The sequence below is a fragment of the Microbispora sp. H10836 genome, assembly GCF_012999525.1.
In the GTDB taxonomy this organism is placed as follows: domain Bacteria; phylum Actinomycetota; class Actinomycetes; order Streptosporangiales; family Streptosporangiaceae; genus Microbispora.
Window position 1 is genome coordinate 1 of record NZ_JABBWU010000032.1, and the last position, 17,557, is coordinate 17,557.

Genomic DNA, 17,557 nt, shown 5'->3' on the forward strand with positions numbered 1-17,557 from the left:
TGGTCAATGCACACGCGGGCCAGGTGAGGGAACAAGACCGCGACCATCTCACTGATCAACACGCCGCAGATCGTCGCCATCGACAGGTGACCTACTGGCTAGAACACCTGAACCGTGACCAGCTCAGCAACCGTGACCAGCTCAGCCGGGGTCCGATCACGGAAAGTGTGCCTGATCCCCAATACTGGACCAGTGTCGACGCTCGAAAACGGGACCCATCTACCGGCCTCATCGGCCTAGTGGCCCGTCACCCAACCTCGGCCGGGTAATTGATCTCCGGGAGTGAACCCGCCAGGCTGGCTGCCTCTGTGATGTTGGGAGGTGGTCGTGGCTCGCCGACCGGAGGTGTTCGTCCGGCCGTTAACGATGGAGGAGGGTCGCAAGCTGCAGCGGATCACTAGGAGCGCGAAGGATCCGGTGAAGCTGCGACGGGCGATCGTGGTGATGATGTCCGGCCAGGGCCAATCGGTTCCGGACATCACCTCGTTGATGCAGGTCAGTGACGACTACGTACGCGATGTCATCCACGCCTTCAACGAGCGGGGGTTCGACGCGCTGGACCCAAAATGGAGCGGGGGCCGTCCACGGGTGATCAGTGAGCGGGTGCGTGAGCACATCTGCCTGATCGCCACGACGGTCCCCGCCGAGTGGGGCATCATGGGGCACTCCACCTGGAGCCTGCGCACGTTGGCCGAGCACCTCATCAGTCGCGGGGTGGTGACGGCGATCAGCCGCGAGCACCTGCGGCGGATCCTGCGCGCGGGCGGGGTGAGCTGGCAGACCACCACCACGTGGAAAGCCTCCACCGACCCGCATTTCATCGCCAAGATGCAGCGCGTACTGGAGTTATACGATCAGCCGCCCGCCGATGGGCGGGTGATCTGCCTGGACGAGTTCGGGCCGCTGAATCTGATGCCGCGCAGGGGTAAGCGGTGGCGTCCGGTGGGTTCGCCGGCCCGGCTGCGGGCCACCTACAACCGCTACGACGGCGTCATGCACATGATCGCCGCGCTCGACTTGGTCACCGGCAGGCTGTATTACCGGATCCGCAGGCGCAAGCGCTGGCGGGAGGTGTTGTCCTTCCTCAAGACGCTGCGGGCCCGCTGGCCGGGCGAGAAGCTGTATGTGATCGCCGACAACTTCTCGCCGCACAAACACCCGCAGGTCCGGGCCTGGGCGGCCGACAACGATGTTGAGCTGGTGTTCCTGCCAGCCTATGGCTCCTGGCTGAACTGGATCGAATCAGAGTTCGCCGCGCTGCGGTACTACGCCCTGAACGGCACCGACCACCGCACCCATGACGAGCAGAACGCGGTGATCGGCGCCTACGTCCGCTGGCGCAACGCCCGGGCCCAGCCCAAGACGAACTTCGCCGCCAGCTCACCCATCAGAAGCTGGACCAGTTATCCGGCCAAAGTTGCGTGACGGGCCACTAGCTCTCTGTGTTTCCTATCTCCGGAGACATGCTCCGCCAGAGTTTCCTATGTCCTGAACCAGAACACCGCCGTCCCGACACTGTACTAGCAGGTCAGAGGCCTGATCACTCTCAAAGTGATCAGGCTCTTTTGATGTCTGACCGTCGTTTGACCGTGAAGCTGAACGTGCCGACCGCTCCCGACCGGTGCCCGTCAATACCGGAGCTGACCAGGGGGTTCACGGTCAACGAGGATGCTCCGGCCCGGTGTGTTCAAATGACTTGCCCGAAGCCCGGTTAATTGGTCAAGGATCGTCCAGTTCGCTTGGGTGACCGACTGCGAAATCTACGCCGTAAAGGGCGTACGTTGGGACCTCAAGATGTGGCCCCTCACGCGCCGCCGCCGTTGAAGGTAGGTCCCTCGATGCGGCGGTCGGCTCGGGTGTTCGCCTCCGCAGGTCACCGATCGGAAACAGGACCGGGGCGGCGAGCTATCTGGTTCACCATGGAGCGATCGCAGCGAGGCGGGCGCGAACGGCGTCGGTGAAGGCCTCCTCCAGCGGCGTCAACGACGAGAGGTCGATGAACGCCGGCGGAATGTTCATCGCCGCATCGTCGGTGATGGGATCGGCCAACCATGCCTCACGCATCGCGCCCCCAGCTACCTTGCGCAGCTCACGCACGAGTGCGACATAGGCGTCGCCAACGGTTCCGGGCTCGGCGGCGGTCCACACGACGAAGTAGCTCAGCCGGCTCTGGATCTCCCGGGTGGTCTCAGACAGACGGATGCGCTCAGCGGCCGCGTCATCATGGCGGCGTCGGCGGATTGCAATGGCATCTCCTTGTACGCCGCGTACGCCCTGGCGAACAGGTCGCGTTGCCGGGCGCGTTCCTCCTCGTGGCTCTTGCGCCGGGCAGTCCACACCGCGGATACAGGCGGTGACGGTCACCGATGCGCAGCGGGCGGTGCTGGAGCCGCTGCTGCCGGCACCGAAGCGGTCGGGGCGGCCGTCGCTGTTCTCAGTAAGCGGCAGTTGATCGACGGGATCCGCCGGCGGGTACGGACCGGTGTGCCCTGGCGTGATGTGCCCGCCTGCTACGGATCCTGGTCGGCGGCGTATGCGCTGTTCGGCGCTATCAACGCGACGGCGTCTGGCAGTAGATCCTGACCGCGTTGCAGGTGCTGGCGGACGCGGCCGGGCGCATCACCTGGGATGTCAGCGTCGATTCCACGGTTGTCCGGGCGCATCAGCACGCCGCCGGGGCGCGGGAAGGGGGATCTTCAAGCCGAGCCGCCGGGGGGCGGGTGCGGTGACTGCCGATCACGGGTTGGCGCGTTCTCGTGGCGGGCTGACCACCAAGCTGCATCTGGCCTGTGAACAGGGGCGGTATGCCGGGCGGCCCCGCACGCGCCCGGACCGTGTCCTGGCCGACAAGGCCTACACCTCCACGGCTAACCGCGCCTACCTGCGGCGGCGCGGGATCAAGGCCGCCATCCCGAGCAAGGCCGGCCAGGACGCCAACCGCCGCGCCAAGGGATCCAAGGGCGGGCGGCCACCCGCCTTCGACCCTGAGATGTACAGGCGGTGCCACGCGGTGTAGTGCGGCATCAACCGGCTCAAACACCACCGCGCTGTCGCCACCAGGTACGACAAACTCGCCGTCCGCCACAAAGCAACGATCCTCATCGCCGCGATCGCCGAATGGCTCTGATCGACTTCGATAAAGGCCCTAATATCGCCGTCAGTGCCGGGTGGCCGCCTCGATCTCCTCGGCCACCTTCCACAGTGGGGCGCCCTTGACGGTCAAGACCACGACGACCTCGGAAGATGACTCGTCTCCAGTTGCCCGGCCGTCTATCCAGGGGTGTAGCGCCGCCGTCGCCTCGGTCATCGCAGCGTCGAACTGCGCTCGCACGTCCCCTTGGGCGCCCGTACGGAGCCAGGCGCGCAGTACATGGTTGTGCGCGGCCACTATGGCGGCGGCCGCCACCTCGTGGCGCAGCCGGAACGTCTCCCTGCTCGCTTCCTCGCGGCGGTCATCCATGTAGCGCACGAACGCCCGCTGGTAACGACTGATGGCCGCGATTTCCCACTCACGCAAGGCCGGGACGCGCCGCGTCAGCTCGTAGCGCTTGACCGCTGTCTCGGGGTCTTCCGCGTACATGTCCAGGACGATCGCGGCGGCCTCCGCGATCACGGGGAGGGGCGGACGCAGCGGGGAGGCCGATTCGAGAAATCGCGTCACCCGCCCCAGGCACTCGTCGTGGTCGGGGAAAATCGCGTCTTCCTTGTTCCGGAAGTGCCGGAAGAACGTCCGCCTGGCCACTCCGGCGGTTCTGGCGATCTCGTCCACGGTCGTCTGGTCGAAGCCCGCGTCGAGCGACAGACCGATGGCCGCTGACATCAGTTCCCGCCGCGCGTCCCGCCTCGTCGACATAGGTCCCTCCGGCCGCTGCTCGCCGACCTACCGTAACACCCACTCTGGCGCTATGGCACTGAGTGACTTACTATAAGGCACTCAGTGCTATTCGGGTCTGGGAGAAGTGGATGAGCCTGTCAGAACACCTGCACGACGCGGCGGAGGAACACCCCATGCTCCGTGAGACGGTCCGGGCCCTCGCCGACGAAAAGATCGCCCCGCGTGCCGCGGCGGCCGACGAGAACGAGGAGTTCCCCTGGGAGGTCTACAAGGACCTCGTCGCGGCGGACCTGCAGGCCGTCCACATCCCCGAGGCGTACGGCGGGGCGGGTGCGGACGCGCTCGCGACCGTGATCGTGATCGAGGAGGTCGCCCGCGCGTGCGCCTCGTCCTCTCTCATACCCGCCGTCAACAAGCTGGGCACCGTCCCCCTGCTGCTGTCGGCGTCCGAGGAGCTCAAGCAGCGCTACCTGACGCCGGTCGCGCGCGGGGAGGCCATGTTCTCCTACGCCCTGAGCGAGCCGGAGGCCGGCTCGGACGCCGCCTCGATGAAGACCAGGGCCGAGCGTGACGGCGACCACTACGTGCTCAACGGCACCAAGATGTGGATCACCAACGCGGGCGTGTCGGAGTACTACACGGTCATGGCCGTGACCGACCCCGCGGCCGGGGCGCGCGGCATCTCGGCGTTCGTGGTGGAGAAGGACGACGAGGGCGTGTCGTTCGGTCCCAAGGAGAAGAAGCTGGGCATCAAGGGCTCGCCCACCCGCCAGGTCATCCTGGAGGACGTCCGCATCCCGGCCTCGCGGATGGTCGGCGAGCCGGGGACGGGGTTCAAGACCGCGCTGGCCACGCTCGACCACACCCGCGTCACGATCGCCGCGCAGGCGCTCGGCATCGCCCAGGGCGCGCTCGACTACGCGATCGGGTACGTCAAGGAGCGCAAGCAGTTCGGCAAGCCGATCGCCGACTTCCAGGGCCTGCAGTTCATGCTCGCCGACATGGCCATGAAGCTGGAGGCGGCCCGGCAGCTCACCTATGCCGCCGCGGCCAAGTCGGAGCTGGCCATGAACGGCACTCCGGTCAAGGACCTGACGTTCTTCTCCAGCGCCGCCAAGTGCGCCGCCTCCGACGCCGCCATGGAGATCACCGTCGACGCCGTCCAGCTCCTCGGCGGGTACGGCTACACGCGCGAGTTCCCGGTCGAGCGCATGATGCGCGACGCCAAGATCACCCAGATCTACGAGGGCACCAACCAGATCCAGCGCATGGTCATGGCCCGCCAGCTCCTCAAGTAACCCCCGACATGCGAAAACCCCGTCTGCCGTACTGGGGCAGGCGGGTTCGCCGTGTCCGGGCGGAGCCTCTGAGCGATCGCCGAGGTGGTGCTGCTGTCGGTGGCGGCCGCCCTGCTCGGCACCGTGATCGGCGTCGGGTTCGCCTGGGCCGGCTACGAGGTGATCGTGAAGCGGGCTCTCGGCGACGCCGGCAGGGCGTTGACATGCTCGCCCGGTCGTCAATAGATTCCTGGAGTGAAACAGCGTTCTAAATAGAGGAACAGAATGCGACCGGGATACCTCGCTCTGCCCTCGGGGCAGGTGCATCTGCGCCAGGCCGGGGCCGGCTCACCCGTATTGCTCCTCCACGACGCCCCCGGTTGCGCCGGGGGCTGGGACCCGGAGCTGATCGAGACGATCGCCGGCAGGCGATGGGTGATCGCCCCGGACCTGATCGGCTTCGGCGGCACCACCGTCGACGACGGCGCGGCGGGAGATCTCGACGCCCAGGCCGACATGCTCGCCGCGGCGCTGACCCTGCTCGGCGTGCGCCGCACCCCGGTGGCGGCCGAGGGGGCCGGGGCAGCCGTGGCCGCCCGGCTCGCCGCACGCCACCCCGGGCTGGTCCACGGCTTCCTGGTGCTGCACGTTCCGTACGGCGGCGCCGAGCGTCCGCCCGCGCCGTCCGCGCCGGACGGCAGCGGCGGGCACCTGCTGCGGCTGTACGACGAGGTCCGGGACAGCTTCGTCTTCAGCCCCTGGTGGCGCCCATCGGCCCGGAACCGGCGGAGTCGTGGGTTGCCCTCCGCCGAGGTCCTGCACGCCCTTTTCCTGGAGACGGCCGACCACGGCGACGCGCACCGGCGACTGGCGTCGAGCGCGGCCGAGGCATGGCCCGGCGTGGCGGGGCTCTCCGGGATGGCCGTCGCCGGTGACGACTGGGCCGCCGACATCCTGGCCCTCCCCGAGGGGGACGTGGTCGCGGAGCCGGCGAAGAGCGAGTCCGGCGAACGCGACTACGTCGAGGTGAGCACGGGTGTCGTCCATGTCCGCCGCTTCGGCGCTCAGTCCTCCGGCCGCCGTCCGGTGCTGATGCTGCACGCCAATCCCGGATCCGGGTCCGGCCTCGAGCCCCTGGCCAGGGCACTGGGTGAGACCCGTACGGTCCTCGTTTGGGACACCCCGGGTCACGGCCGGTCCACACCGCTGCCGGGGACCGCGGCGGACGCGCCGACCCTCGCCGGCACCTACGTGCCGCTGCTGGTGGAACTGCTCGACGCGCAGGGCATCGAGACGTGCGACGTGTACGGCACCCACACCGGCGCGGCGATGGCCGTCGAGCTGGCCGTCGCCGCGCCGGACCGGGTGGGCGCGCTCGTCCTCGACGGGGTGCCGCTGTTCGACGACCAGCCCGAGCTGGTCGCCTCCGTCATGGAGAACTACTTCGTGGACCTGACCCCCGACACGCACGGCTCGCATCTGCGCCGCGCCTGGGGGGCGAGCGCGGACATGGCGTTGTGGTGGCCCTGGTTCAACCACACCCCGGAGGGTGTCCGGGACGTCGACGCCTACCGGCCGGAGTTCCTGCATCGGGTCGTGCTCGACATGTTGCGGTCCGCGCCGCACTACCACCGCTACTACCGTGCCGCCTGGCAGTGGCCCTGCACCGAGCGGCTGCCGCTGGTGAAGCGGCCCGTGCTGGTGGGCAGCACGCTCACCGATCCGCTGGCGCCGATGACCCCGGTGGCGCTGCGGCTTCTGAGGGACGCCACCGAGGCCACCTTCGCGCCCCTGGGAGCCCCGGGCTCGCCCGAGGCCAACGCGGTCCTGCTGGCCCGATACCTCGACGGGATCGCGTGAGGCCGTCGTGAAAGAAGGAACCGCCCCCTCACCAGAGGAGGCGGTTCCCTCATGAACGTGCCGGTCTATCTCGCCGGTCTTCCGCGGCCAGGCGGCGGCCGAGCAGCCGGCCGAACGTGATGGCGGGCGTGACCAGCATCCCGGAGCAGAAGCTCTGTCCGCAGGTGGCCGCGGCGCCGATCACTTCGCCGATGGCGTACAGGTTGGGCAGCGGCGAACCGTCGGTCCGCCGTACGCGGAAGTCCGAGTCGATGTCGATCCCCGCGAACGTGACCAGGGAGATGGCGTGGTTGCGGATCGCGTAGAAGGGCGGCTGGAGGAGGGGCAGCGGCAGATGGGCGCGCCCGAAGTCGGGGTCGACGCCGGAGGCCACCGCCTCGTTGTAGCGGGCGGCCGTCGCGGTCAGGCCCGCCGGGTCGATCCCGGCCTTCGCCGCCAGTTCCTCCAGCGTCCCGGCCGAGTGCACGCCGGTGCGATGGTCGGCACGGGCGCGGAGATCCTCGGGTGTCCAGCCCACGACGAGCGGGCGGCCCGACCGCGTCGACTCGACCATCGCGTCGTCGAACACGGTCCAGAAGGTCATGTCGTCGATGCGGGTGAGCGCGCGTTCCTTGTCGTCGATCGAGGGTTCGTCCTCCGCGACCCAGCGCCGGCCGTGCTTGTCGACGTATATCTCGACGGGTGGGCGTTCGGCCGCGATGAGGAGCTGACGGTCGGACCAGTTGGCCTTTCCCGGCGAGGTGGGATGGGGCAGGCCGCCGAACGAGGGCAGGAACGAACCGGTCCCGGCCACCGCCGCGCCGAGCTCTCTCGCCAGGTGGATCCCGTCGCCGGTCGAGGTCGGGTGCGCCGCCGACACGAGCGGCGCTCCCTCCAGTTCCAGGAACAGATCCGGATCGGCGGCGAAACCGCCGGTGGCCAGCACCACCTCACGGGCGTGTACTTCCACGTCCTGGTCGCCTCGCAGGACGGAGACGCCGCCGACCCCGCCGTTCCGGGGGATGAGCCCGATCACCGGGGAGTTCTTCCACAGATCCAGCCGGCCCGTGGTGATCGCCTCGTCCAGCAGGCGTTCGAACACCTCCAGGATCGACATCGCCTCGTCGGCGCCGTAGTAGGTCCGCGCCGTGGTGTACGGCTCGTGCCCGTAGACGATCCGGGGTGTCTCGGACGCGAAGCGGAAATCACGGTCGTCCAGCCAGTCGACGGTCTCGGCGGCGTTCTCGGCCACGATGCGGACCAGATCCTCGCGGGCGGTCCCGGCGCTGATGCGGCGGATGTCGGCGAGGTGGGCGTCGACGGAGTCCGCGATGCCCCGCTCGGCCTGTCGCCGGGTCCCCGCCGCCGCCATGTGCCCGCCCGAGATGTGCAGCGTGCCGCCGATCTGGTGGTCCTTCTCCACCAGAAGCACCTTCGCGCCCGCGAGGGCCGCCTCCGCCGCGCAGGGGATGCCGGCGGTGCCGGCGCCGACCACCACGAGGTCGTAGCTGAATTCCACTGGTGGATCTCCTGTAGTGCTTTCCGTTGTCGCTCTCATCACTCCGCCGCGTCCTTCATGCGGCCGGGCTGTACCACCGCTCGGGCTCGGCACCGGGAACACGGCGCTCCTCGATGAGCGTCAGGCGGGTCAGCCTGCCCTCCTCGAAGTGCTGCCACAGGCGGGTGCGGTAGTCCCCTTGCGGCATCGACATCTCGACGATCCGCTCCTGCGGGCGATGGTTCCAGCCGAAGGTGAAGACGATGGCCTGGTCACCCGCACGGCTGGTCGTGCCCCACATCTCGGTGTCGACGAACTCGACGTGGTCGCCGTCCACGACGGCGCGGTAGTGCCGTACCGCGGGCTCCTCGCCCTCGCGGAGGTACACCACCTTCTCCGTCCAGTCGGTCCCCTCCATGAGACCCTCCTGCCGGCTGGCGAAACGCTCCACGAGGGCGCCGGCGGCGTCGAGCACGGTGTAGGTGCCCTCCCACACTCCGGACATGTCGCGCAGGATGTCGGCGATGGTCATCGTTCCTCCGTCTGGCTGGAAGCGCCGTCGTAGTACCAGGGCCTGGGACCGGCGGCGTCGCGCACCAGCAGGGCTCGCCGCCGAAGGAAGCGCCGCACGGAGGGCGGGCCCATCCGGGAGGCTCCGAGTCCGGACAGTTTGAAGGAGTTCTTCTCGACGGCCGGGACCATGCCGGTGAGGCAGGCGTCGTTGACGCTCACCGCTCCGACCTCGAGACGGTGGGCGATCGACAGCGCCTCGTCGGCCGTGCCCGCGAAGACGGCGGCGCTGAGCCCGAAGTCGGTGTCGTTGGCGAGCGCGACGGCCTCGTCCGCGCCGTCGAAGGCCATCACCGGGATGATCGGACCGAAGGTCTCCTCGCGCATGACGCGCATCGTGTGGTCGACCCCGGTCAGCACGGTGGGCCGCAGGTAGATGCCGCCGCCGAGGATCTTGATCGAGCCGCCGGTCCTCACCCGGGCGCCCTTCGCGACGGCGTCGTCCAGGTGTTCGCGGATGGTCTCCGCCTGCGCGGCGGTGATGATCGGCCCGATCTGCCCGTCGGCGAGGTCCGGGTAGGCCAGCCGTACGCGTTCCGCCCTGGCGGCCAGCGTGTCCACGAACACGCCGGCGACGAGCCGGTCCACGTACACCCGCTCGAGGGACATGCAGGAGTGCCCGGAGTTGATGGTCGAGCCCCACAGGATCGCGGAGGCGGCGGCGTCGAGGTCCGCCGACGCCGTGACGATCGCCGGGTCCTTCCCGCCGAGTTCGAGGAACGCCGGGATGAAGCGGGCGGCCGCCGCCGCGGCGATGGCGCGTCCGGTCTGGACGCTGCCGGTGAAGCAGACGGCGTCGGCCGCGTCGATCATCGCGGCGCCCGTGGAGCCGTCGCCCTCGACCACCTCGAAGACGCCCGGCAGGTCCGGGGTCTCCGCTATGCAGGCGCGCAGCACGGGAATGAACCGGGGCGTCATCTCGCTCGGCTTGAGCAGCACCGCCGAACCCGCGAGCAGCGCCGGAACCGCGTCGATCAGCGCGAGCTGGAACGGGAAGTTCCACGGAGAGATGACGGCGACCAGCGGGTAGGCCACCAGGTCGGCGGCGGCGTGGACCTCCGGATCAGGCGTGGGGGCGGGCGCGGCGGGCGCGAAGGTCTCCTCGGCGAACAGGCACGCCCGGTCGATGCCGCCGACGACGGCGTCCACCTCCAGTCCGGACACCCACCGCCGTCCGGTGTCGGCCTCCAGCCTGGACACGATCTCGTCCCGCCGGCGGACGAGCGTCTCCCTGAATTCCCGTAGGACGGCGATCCGCCGCTCGACCGGCCGCGCGGCCCACTCCGCCTGGCGGGCTCGCAGCCGCTGCTCCGCGCGGCGTATCTCTCCGGCGTCAGCGGCCTCGATCGTGTAGTCCGCCACACCCGTACGAGGGTTGCGGACGGAGATCTTCTTCGTCATCTCAACCGTTTCTCAGATCAGGCCGTCCGCGGACAGCCGCTCGATCACCTGGCGTTGCGTCGCCGCGAAATGCTCACGCGAGATCTCGCCCGGCCGCACGCTGTCCGGCGGGTAGAAGGAGGTGCCGGCGTAGCTGGGCGCGTAGAGCTCGAAGCGCTGCCGGGGGAGGAGGTTCATCATCTCCGGCGTCCTGCGCGCCCGGCGCAGTGCCGCCAGGTCGATCTCCGCGTTGGCGGCCATCGACTCGCCCTGACCGGCCTTGGCGATGACGATGCCCCGGTGGTCCACGATCTGGCTGCCGCCGTCGCCCGACTCGGGCGGCAGGCCGGTGCCGTACAGCCCCGCGGTGTTGGCGGACACCACGTAGGCGCCGTTCTCGACCGCGCGGGCGAGCTTGGCGACGTTCTTCGGCGACAGCAGCGCGCTGCAGACCTCGGAGGAGCTGTGCAGGAACACCTCGGCGCCCCGCATGGCGAGGCAGCGGGCGACCTCGGGGAAGAGGATCTCCTCGGACGCGATCGCCGCCAGCGTGCCGATCTCGGTCCTGGCGACGGGGAAGAGCGCGTCCTCGCCGTAGACCGACAGGTAGTCGTCGAGGATGTCGTGCGGGGTCACGGCGAACATCGAGTTGAGCCGGCGGTAACGCAGGACGACCTCGCCACGCGGGTCGAACACGACCGACGCCTGGAAGTAGACGCCGGGGAAGTGCTCGTCGAGTTCGTAGCCGTTGACGCACAGGAACACCCCGGCGTCGCCGGCGATCTCGGCCAGGCGCGCGTACTCCGGGCCGCCGGGCGCCAGGGCCGCCCGCTCGCACCACTCGGGGATCGGCTCCCCGATGGGGTGGCCGGTCAGGAGGTACTCCGGAAGCACCACGAGCCGCAGGTCCGGCCCTACGAAGCGTTTCGTCGCCACGACCTGTTCCCGGACCCGGTCTATGGCCGTACGGATCATGTCGCGGCTCGCCGCGGTGTCGTCGGCGCGATTGACGGCGTGACACGCGGTCTGCAGCGCGACCGCACGGAAGGCGGTCACCGCCCCTTCCGCAGCATCTCGGCTCACAGGATCTCCGTTCCACACATCGAAACGCTGTTTCTGTCCCGACTATAGGGAAGAGCCTCCCGGATCCGAAAGGTCTGACGCTTCATTGACATGGAGGGGTGGTCGCTCTAGCGTGAAACGTTGTTCCGTTCTGCGGAACATCGAGACCCCGATGGAACGGAGGCTGGTTTGTCGCTCGGAGCGGTAGTGGAGGCAGTAATCGCATGCCGGGACGTCGAGGCGTCGATCGCCTTCCACACCCGGGCGTTCGACCTCGACATGATCGAACGCGACGACACGGAAGCGCTTCTGGGAGTGCGCGGCGGCGAGACCGGCCGGATACGGCTCGTCCCCGCCCCCGCGGACGCCGCAGGGGCCGCTGAGCCGCGCGTCTGGGACATCGGCCCCAGGCTTCTCGGCATCTACTCCAGGAACCTCGCCCGGACCACGCGGAAGATCGACGAGGCCGGCGGCCGGTCGCTGCCGATCGCGACCTACCCGTACGGCTCCGGCACGCTGAGCGAATGCGTTGCGCTCGGCGCCGACGGCGTCTGGTGGACGATTCCGCAGGCGGGCGCCGCGCACCGGCCGAGCCCCGCGCTCGAGGGAGATCCGGACCGGCTGCACGGCGAGCTGCACACGGCCGTCGTCGTGCCCGCCGACCATGAGCAGGCGCTGCGGTTCTTCGCCGAGGGCGGCGGGCTGAGCGTCGCGTTCGACGGCGAGATGAACGGTGAGACGTTCGAGCGGATGACCGGCATGCCGGCCGGGGCGAGCCTGCGGCTGTCCTTCCTCGTCTCCGCCGGCCAGGCCCCCGCCCGTTTCGAGATCATGTCGTTCACCGGGGTCGACGCGGCGGACCTGTCCGATCGGCCGCTCGGGCTGCGCCGGGTGGTGTTCGAAGCGGACGACCCCGCCGCCACGGCGGCCAGGCTGGCGGCCCACGGCGGCGTACGCCTCGGGGAGCACCTGGTGCGCGGGCCGGCGGGCCTGGAGGTGGAGCTGTGCGAGCCTCGGGAAGGCGCGCGATGACCACACGGGATCTCGGATGTTTCGACGTCGTGGTCGTCGGGGCCGGGACCGGCGGGCTGTGCGTCGCCATCGAGGCCGCCGCCGCGGGGGCGAGCGTGCTGGTTGTCGACAAGCTCGCCGACGTGGGTGGCATGCTGCACATCGCCAACGGCGAGTTCAGCGGAGCGGGCACCCGGCGCCAGGCCGCCCGCGGCATCGACGACACCCCGGAACGCCACTTCGACGACGTGATGCGGCTGTCCCACGGCAAGGCCGATCGGGACCTCGTCTGGCAGACCGTGCGTGCGCAGGGCGACACGGTCGACTGGCTGGAAAGTGAGGGCTTCGACTTCGACCCCGCGACCCCGGGCCTCGTCCACGGGCACGAGGTCTACTCGGTGCCGCGCACCTACTGGGGCGTCGAATTCGGCAGGTCGGTGCTGCGGGTGCTGCGGCGGCGGCTCGACGACGCCGTCCGATCGGGCTCGGTGCGGTTGCTCCTCGGCACGCGGATCCGAAGCGCCGTGCTGGACGACGGCCGGGTGACCGGCGTCGCCGGGACCGGCTCAGACGGCGGTGAGGTGGTCGCGTACGGCGACGCCGTCGTGCTCGCCACCGGCGGGTACGACGCCAACCCGGCCCTGCGCAACGAGTTCCTCCCTCCCGGCTGTGAGGACGCGATCGTCGCCTGTCTCGACCACGCCACGGGTGACGGGCTGGCGATGGCTGTCGAGATCGGCGCCGACGTCAGCCGCGACGGGTTCTTCATTCCGGTGATGGGGTTGATCCCCGATCCCGGCCGCAGCGGGTTCGCGGTCGACTACCGGGAGGCGTTCCTGGAGTTCGCCCCGGCCTACCGGACCCCGCACGAGATCTGGGTCAACCGCGACGGCAGGCGTTTCGTCGCGGAGGACGGCACCAGCCCCGAGCATCGGGAGCGGGCGCTGCTGCGCCAGCCGGGAATCGCCATGCACGTCGTCTGGGACCGCGCGATCGTCGAGACGGCGGAACCGCTGATCCGCAACGGTGCGGGGGACTGGACCCGCGAGCGCATGCTCGCAGAATGTGAGCGCGGCCGATGGATCGTCGCCGCCGACACCATCGAGGAGCTCGCGGAACGGCTCGTCGTGGACGCCGCCGGGCTCACCGCAACCGTGGAGCGATACAACGCGGCGGCCCGCGCCGGCCACGATCCCGATTTCGGGCGGACGACCCTGCCCGTGCCCATTGGGACACCGCCGTTCTACGGGATCACCTCGGTCGCCGCCTCCCTGCTCAGCCGGGACGGCCTGCGGGTGAACGGCGACCTGGCCGTGCTGAACCGCGAAGGCGCTCCCATCCCCGGCCTCTTCGCCGTGGGAGAGGTGCTCGGCAACAACGTCTTCGCCGGTGACAACTACGTCGGCGGCATGAGCGTGACTCCGGCCATGACACTGGGCCGGCTGCTCGGCGCGCGGCTCGCGGCCGGCCGGGACGCCTCGTGAGCGCCGGCTCGGGTTCCACGCCGCTGGTCGAGAGCGTCACCTCCGCGGTGATCGGAGTCACCGGCTTCGACGCCCATCTCGACCTGTTCTGCGGCGAGCTCGGGTTCGAGGTGTCCGGAGAGGGCGTGGTGGCGGCGGCCGACGCGGCACGGCTGTGGGGAGACGGACCCGGCGACGTGGAGACCAGGCTGCTCACCGCGGCGGGCGCGGACACCGGCCGGATCCACCTGCTGAAGGTCGCCGAGCCGGTCGCGGCCGCGGCGCACCCCCACACGCTGGATGTCGGCCTCGCCGGCATCGATCTCTACACCCGTGACATCCAGGCGTCCCACGACCGCCTGCGGGCGCGGGGCCACCCGTGGGGCAGCAGGCCGTCGACGTACGAGGTGCCGCTGGGGGAGGGCTCGATATCGGTCACGGAGGGCTTCTGCTTCGGGCCGGACGGGCTCGACATCGTCTTCGTCCAGCCGGGCGAGGCGCGCGGCACGGTGGCCTGGGACACCGATCCCGCCCGGCACTACACCGAGCTCACCTCCGTGGTCTGTCACGTTCCGGACATCGAGGCTGAGCTGCGGTTCTGGGGTCCCGACGGGCTCGGCCTGTCGGTCTGGTACGACGTGACGTTCAGCTCGCCCGGCCTGGAGGCGATGGCCGGCCTGCCGGCGGGCACCGCCGTACGGCTGGCGTTCCTCGCCGGAGCCGAGGGCGGGACGACCCGCATCGAGATGGTCCACATCCCCGGAGACGTGCGCGGGGTCGACCGGCGTGCGTCGCAGCGGCCCGGCCGCGGCCTCGGGCACACGGGATGGTCGGTCCGCACGCGGGATGCCGACGCGGCGGTGACCCGCGCCGTGCGCGCCGGAGGGCGTGTGCTCTGCCCTCCCTTCGAGGCCACGACTCCGCTGCACGGCACCGCCAGGCTCGCCGTGGCCGACACGCCCAACGGAATCTCCGTGGAGCTCTGGCAGCCGCTGTGAGCCGGCTCATTGCGACTGGGTTAAACATCAGACCTATTCATTGACATGGGGATGGCCGCATTCCTAGGCTCACCGTAACGCTGTTCCGCACAGTGGAATCTAAGTCAAGAGAACAGGAGGTGGCACGTGCGCGGACCAGGTATTCGATGGGTGGCGGCGGCGGCCGTCGGCGCACTGGTGCTCTCCGGATGCGCGAGCAAGGAAGAGCGGGCCGCCGAGGCGGGCGGAACGAGCGGCTCGGGCTGGACCGCGGGCACCGATACCATCAAGATCGGGCTCATCAGTCCCATGACCGGCGCCTACTCGATCCTCGGAATCCTGCAGGAGAACTCGATCCGGGTGGAGATGGACCGGATCAACCAGGCGGGCGGCATCGGCGGGGCCAAGCTGGAACTGGTCATCCGGGACTCCGCGCTCGACCCGGGCAAGGCCGTCCAGGCGACCAACGAGATGGTGGGCGACAGCCAGGTCAAGATGGTGGTGGGCCCCTCGCTCTCGGCGTTCTACAACGCCGCCAAGGGGATCTACGAGCAGAACCGCATGCTCAACTGCCAGCCCGGGGTCGGCACGGGTGACTTCGGCGTCCTCAAGTACGGCTTCCGCTCCCAGGACCCCAACGACATCGGGGTCGAGAAGATGACGCAGTACCTCCAGAGCGCGGGCGTCAAGTCGGTCGGACTCGTGTACGAGGCCGACGACACCGGCAAGGCGATGGACGGCTACCTCAAGGAGTTCGCGCCCAAGTACGGGCTCACCTACCTGGGCTACCAGCAGACCCGTCCCGACGACCAGTCGCATCGGCCGTACATCGACAAGCTCAAGGACGCCGGGGCCATCATGGTCTCCAGCAACGCCAGCGGCGCGAAGACGATGGCGGCGGCCGACGAGGCCGGTTACAAGGGCCTGATGGTCGGCACGTCCGGGCTGCAGAACGTGTCCTTCCTCGACGCGGCCCAGGATCTCGCCATCGGCTCCGTCTTCGCGGCGGGCAACCTGCAGTTCAACATCCGCGACAAGGCCACGTGGAAGGCCGGCTACCGCACCCACGTCGAGGCGATCGAGAAGCGTTTCGGGGTGGTCGAGGGGCCGAAGTCCGGCGCGAAGATGCCGAAGGGCACCGCCATCGCGGCCGACTGCGTCACCGCGTTCGCCGCGGCGGCGGAAAGCGCCAAGTCGCTCGACCCCGACAAGCTGGCCGGGGCGATGGCGCAGCTCGACGTCCCCGACACCCAGACCCCGTCCGGCAACGCGATCAAGCCGGCGGACCACGAGTTCTACCACGTCGGCGACATCCACATCTACCGCTGGGACAAGGACGCCGACGGCTGGTTCATCACCGATGTCACCCCGAAGTCCTGATAAAGCCTGATCTTCGCCCGAAAGGATCCCCCCATGGCCCTCACCACCGGTCGCAAACTGACCGCGCTGCTCGGCGCGGCCCTGCTGCTCACCGCCTGCGCGAGCAAGGAGGAACGCGCCCGAGACGCGCAGACATCCTCCGGCAGCGGCTGGAGCGTCGGTCGTCCAGTGGTGAAGGTCGGCCTCATCGGTCCCATGACCGGGCCGTTCGCCGTCGCCGGCATCTCGCTGGAGAACTCGCTGAAGGTCGAGATCGACCGGCTCAACGCCGACGGCGGCGTCGGCGGAGCCAAGCTCGAGCTCGTGGTCCGCGACTCCGGCCTCGACCCGGCGAAGGCCGTGCAGGCCGCGAACGAGTTCGCCGGCGACGACGGCATCGGCCTGGTGGTGGGGCCGGCGCTGTCGGCGTTCTACAACGCGGCCAAGGGCAGTTTCGAAAGCGGCAGGAAGGTCAACTGCCAGCCTATGGTGGCGACCGGCGACTTCAGCTCGTTGAAGTACGGGTTCCGCGCCCAGGACCCGGTCAGCCTCGACGTCGCGAAGATGATCGCCCACCTCAAGGCGGAGGGGGTCACCTCGATCGGCGTGATCTACGAGGGAGACGACGCGGGCAAGGGCACGGCCGACGAGGTCAAGGTCCAGGCGGAGGCGGCGGGCCTGACCTGGAAGGGCTTCGAGGCGACCCGGCCCGACGACCAGTCGCACCGCGCGTACGTCGACAAGCTCAAGGACGCCGGGGCGATCTGGATCTCCAACTCCGCGAGCGGCGCCAAGACCATGGCCGCTGCGAGTGAGGCGGGTTACCGGGGGCTCATCGTCGGCGGTTCCGGCGCCCGCAACATCTCCTTCGTCGAGGCGGCGGGCGACGCCGCGGACGGCGCGCTCTTCAGCGCCACCTATTACCCGTACCCGAGCCGCGACGCCCGGGACACATGGAAGCCGGGCTACCGGCAGCACATCGAGGAGATCGAGAAGCGGTTCGGCAGGAACGTGGGCCCGAAGACCGGCGCCGAGTCGCCCAAGGCCGCCGAGATCGCCGCCGACTGCGTGCTCGCGTACGTGAAGGCGGCCGACCAGGCCCGCTCTCTCGAACCCGACGCCGTCACCGCCGCGCTCGACAAGCTTGAGATCTCCGACCAGGAGACCCCGTCCGGAAACTCCGTCTCCCCCGACAAGCACGAGTTCTACGGCATGGACGACATCCACGTCTACCAGTGGAAGAAGGACGACAAGGGCTGGACCACCGTCGAAGTCACCAAATGACG

At 69.6% G+C, this 17,557-nt stretch carries 15 protein-coding genes and 1 pseudogene; 10 read left to right on the forward strand and 6 right to left on the reverse strand.

The annotated features are described in order from the left end of the window. Positions 1-327 precede the first annotated feature (327 nt). On the forward strand, positions 328-1,425 hold the full coding sequence (locus HHX30_RS37295; protein ID WP_211593309.1) for an IS630 family transposase: 1,098 nt from the start codon (positions 328-330) through the stop codon (positions 1,423-1,425). A 489-nt stretch (positions 1,426-1,914) separates the two neighbouring features. Here HHX30_RS37295 and HHX30_RS37300 read toward each other — a convergent pair whose 3' ends face one another. Then, positions 1,915-2,364, reverse strand: coding sequence for a hypothetical protein (locus HHX30_RS37300; RefSeq protein WP_169988558.1), 450 nt, complete (start codon positions 2,362-2,364; stop codon positions 1,915-1,917). Here HHX30_RS37300 and HHX30_RS43910 point away from each other — a divergent pair. After that, positions 2,345-3,127 (forward strand): annotated as a pseudogene (locus HHX30_RS43910) (IS5 family transposase). The gene HHX30_RS37300 and the pseudogene HHX30_RS43910 overlap by 20 nt on opposite strands. 30 nt (positions 3,128-3,157) lie before the next feature. On the opposite strand, the gene HHX30_RS37310 reads toward HHX30_RS43910, so the two are convergent. Then, complete coding sequence (locus tag HHX30_RS37310) at positions 3,158-3,853, reverse strand: TetR family transcriptional regulator (RefSeq protein WP_169988560.1); 696 nt, start codon at positions 3,851-3,853, stop codon at positions 3,158-3,160. Between the two features lie 110 nt (positions 3,854-3,963). On the opposite strand from HHX30_RS37310, the gene HHX30_RS37315 reads away from it, so the two are divergent. The 3 genes from HHX30_RS37315 to HHX30_RS37325 all read left to right on the forward strand — a co-directional run bounded on the left by HHX30_RS37315 (position 3,964) and on the right by HHX30_RS37325 (position 6,972). Then, positions 3,964-5,133, forward strand: a complete 1,170-nt coding sequence (locus HHX30_RS37315) for an acyl-CoA dehydrogenase family protein (RefSeq protein ID WP_169988562.1) — start codon at positions 3,964-3,966, stop codon at positions 5,131-5,133. Positions 5,134-5,217: 84 nt separating this feature from the next. Then, positions 5,218-5,358, forward strand: a complete 141-nt coding sequence (locus tag HHX30_RS37320) for a hypothetical protein (protein ID WP_169988564.1) — start codon at positions 5,218-5,220, stop codon at positions 5,356-5,358. 39 nt (positions 5,359-5,397) lie between these two features. Next, entirely contained in the window at positions 5,398-6,972 is a 1,575-nt protein-coding gene (locus tag HHX30_RS37325; RefSeq protein ID WP_169988566.1) for an alpha/beta hydrolase, read from the forward strand. 49 nt (positions 6,973-7,021) lie between these two features. Here HHX30_RS37325 and HHX30_RS37330 read toward each other — a convergent pair whose 3' ends face one another. From HHX30_RS37330 to HHX30_RS37345, 4 genes are read right to left on the reverse strand one after another with little or no spacing between them, the layout of a single operon-like run. After that, positions 7,022-8,470: an FAD-dependent oxidoreductase gene (locus HHX30_RS37330; RefSeq protein WP_211593312.1), complete on the reverse strand. Its 1,449-nt coding sequence runs from the start codon at positions 8,468-8,470 to the stop codon at positions 7,022-7,024. Positions 8,471-8,525: 55 nt separating this feature from the next. Next, positions 8,526-8,981, reverse strand: coding sequence for a DUF3598 family protein (locus tag HHX30_RS37335; protein ID WP_169988570.1), 456 nt, complete (start codon positions 8,979-8,981; stop codon positions 8,526-8,528). Next, the gene (locus HHX30_RS37340; protein WP_169988572.1) at positions 8,978-10,420 is read right to left on the reverse strand and encodes an aldehyde dehydrogenase family protein; all 1,443 of its coding nucleotides are present in this window, start codon (positions 10,418-10,420) and stop codon (positions 8,978-8,980) included. The genes HHX30_RS37335 and HHX30_RS37340 overlap by 4 nt, the downstream gene beginning before the upstream one ends. Positions 10,421-10,432: 12 nt before the next feature. After that, complete coding sequence (locus tag HHX30_RS37345; RefSeq protein ID WP_211593313.1) at positions 10,433-11,455, reverse strand: nitrilase-related carbon-nitrogen hydrolase; 1,023 nt, start codon at positions 11,453-11,455, stop codon at positions 10,433-10,435. Positions 11,456-11,668: 213 nt separating this feature from the next. Between HHX30_RS37345 and HHX30_RS37350 the strand changes: the two genes are divergently transcribed. From HHX30_RS37350 to HHX30_RS37370, 5 genes are all read left to right on the forward strand, one after another. Continuing rightward, entirely contained in the window at positions 11,669-12,493 is an 825-nt protein-coding gene (locus HHX30_RS37350; protein WP_169988574.1) for a VOC family protein, read from the forward strand. Next, positions 12,490-13,956, forward strand: a complete 1,467-nt coding sequence (locus tag HHX30_RS37355; protein ID WP_169988576.1) for an FAD-dependent oxidoreductase — start codon at positions 12,490-12,492, stop codon at positions 13,954-13,956. The genes HHX30_RS37350 and HHX30_RS37355 overlap by 4 nt, the downstream gene beginning before the upstream one ends. Continuing rightward, the gene (locus HHX30_RS43565; protein WP_169988578.1) at positions 13,953-14,933 is read left to right on the forward strand and encodes a VOC family protein; all 981 of its coding nucleotides are present in this window, start codon (positions 13,953-13,955) and stop codon (positions 14,931-14,933) included. The genes HHX30_RS37355 and HHX30_RS43565 overlap by 4 nt, the downstream gene beginning before the upstream one ends. A gap of 126 nt (positions 14,934-15,059) precedes the next feature. After that, positions 15,060-16,292, forward strand: a complete 1,233-nt coding sequence (locus HHX30_RS37365; protein ID WP_169988580.1) for an ABC transporter substrate-binding protein — start codon at positions 15,060-15,062, stop codon at positions 16,290-16,292. Between the two features lie 33 nt (positions 16,293-16,325). Then, entirely contained in the window at positions 16,326-17,555 is a 1,230-nt protein-coding gene (locus HHX30_RS37370) for an ABC transporter substrate-binding protein (protein WP_169988582.1), read from the forward strand. The last annotated feature ends 2 nt before the right edge of the window (positions 17,556-17,557 follow it).